The 2043-nt window shown below is 70.1% G+C and carries 1 protein-coding gene; it reads left to right on the forward strand.

Annotated features, from left to right (window positions below; translation table 11 throughout):
• Positions 1–62 precede the first annotated feature (62 nt).
• Positions 63–1733, forward strand: a complete 1671-nt coding sequence (locus AOK18_RS18610) for a fumarate hydratase (RefSeq protein WP_055575104.1) — start codon at positions 63–65, stop codon at positions 1731–1733.
• The last annotated feature ends 310 nt before the right edge of the window (positions 1734–2043 follow it).

The raw sequence follows: 2043 nt of genomic DNA on the forward strand, positions 1-2043 counted from the left end.
TCGACAGACGGCCGCCCGCCAACGTCGGCGGGCGGCCGTCTGTCGAGTGAGGAATGGGCGAGATGCCTGAGTTCGAGTACGCCGATCTGCTCCCCATGGGAGAGGACACCACCCCCTACCGGCTGGTGACCTCCGAGGGTGTCTCCACCTTCGAGGCCGACGGGCGGACCTTCCTCAAGGTGGAGCCGGAGGCGCTGCGCAAGCTCGCCGAGGAGGCCATCCGCGACATCCAGCACTACCTGCGCCCCGCCCACCTCGCCCAGCTGCGCCGCATCATCGACGACCCCGAGGCGTCGGCCAACGACAAGTTCGTCGCCCTGGACCTGCTGAAGAACGCCAACATCGCGGCGGCCGGCGTGCTCCCCATGTGCCAGGACACCGGCACCGCGATCGTCATGGGCAAGCGCGGCCAGAACGTCCTCACCGGGGGCGGCGACGAGGAGGCCCTGTCCCGGGGCATCTACGACGCGTACCGGAACCTCAACCTGCGCTACTCCCAGATGGCGCCCCTGACCATGTGGGAGGAGAAGAACACCGGTTCCAACCTCCCCGCCCAGATCGAGCTGTACGCCACCGACGGCGGCGCCTACAAGTTCCTGTTCATGGCCAAGGGCGGCGGCTCCGCCAACAAGAGCTTCCTCTACCAGGAGACCAAGGCCGTCCTGAACGAGTCCTCCATGATGAAGTTCCTGGAGGAGAAGATCCGTTCGCTCGGCACGGCCGCCTGTCCGCCGTACCACCTGGCGATCGTGGTCGGCGGCACGTCCGCCGAGTACGCGCTGAAGACCGCGAAGTACGCCTCGGCGCACTACCTCGACGAGATCCCGGACGAGGGTTCCCCGCTGGGCCACGGCTTCCGCGACAAGGAGCTGGAGGAGAAGGTCTTCGAGCTGACCCAGAGGATCGGCATCGGCGCGCAGTTCGGCGGCAAGTACTTCTGCCACGACGTCCGCGTGGTGCGGCTGCCGCGGCACGGCGCGTCCTGCCCGGTCGCGATCGCGGTCTCCTGCTCCGCCGACCGCCAGGCCGTCGCGAAGATCACCGCCGAGGGCGTCTTCCTGGAGCAGCTGGAGACGGACCCGGCGCGGTTCCTGCCGGAGACGACGGACGAGCAGCTCGACGAGTCCGGGGACGTCGTCCGGATCGACCTGAACCAGCCGATGGACGCCATCCTCGCGGAGCTCACCAAGTACCCGGTGAAGACCCGCCTCTCCCTCACCGGCCCGCTGGTCGTCGCCCGCGACATCGCGCACGCCAAGATCAAGGAGCGGCTGGACGCGGGCGAGGGGATGCCGCAGTACCTCAAGGACCACCCGGTGTACTACGCCGGCCCGGCCAAGACCCCCGAGGGCTACGCGTCCGGCTCCTTCGGCCCGACGACGGCCGGCCGGATGGACTCCTACGTCGAGCAGTTCCAGGCGGCCGGCGGCTCCAAGGTGATGCTCGCCAAGGGCAACCGCAGCAAGCAGGTCACCGACGCGTGCGACGCGCACGGCGGCTTCTACCTCGGCTCGATCGGCGGACCGGCCGCCCGGCTCGCCCAGGACTGCATCAAGAAGGTCGAGGTCCTGGAGTACGAGGAGCTCGGCATGGAGGCGGTCTGGAAGATCGAGGTCGAGGACTTCCCGGCGTTCGTCGTCGTCGACGACAAGGGCAACGACTTCTTCCAGGACCCCTCGCCGCAGCAGCCGACGTTCACCTCGATCCCGGTGCGGGGGCCGGGGCTGGCGTAGCACCCCGCGAAGGGGCGGCGGCGGTCGAGGAGTTCGGCTCCCGCCGCCGCCCCTCGCTCCACCGCCGCCCTTCGCTCCACCGTTCCCCTCGCTCCACCGCCGCCCGGAGGGAAGGGGCGGCGGTGGAGCGAGGGGAACGGTGGAGCGAAGGGCGGCGGTGGAGCGAGGGGCGGCGGCGGGAGCCGAACTCCTCGACCGCCGCCGCCCCTTCGCGGGGTGCTACGCCAGCCCCGGCCCCCGCACCGGGATCGAGGTGAACGTCGGCTGCTGCGGCGAGGGGTCCTGGAAGAAGTCGTTGCCCTTGTCGTCG

The sequence above is a fragment of the Streptomyces prasinopilosus genome (genome assembly GCF_001419695.1).
Lineage (GTDB): Bacteria > Actinomycetota > Actinomycetes > Streptomycetales > Streptomycetaceae > Streptomyces > Streptomyces prasinopilosus.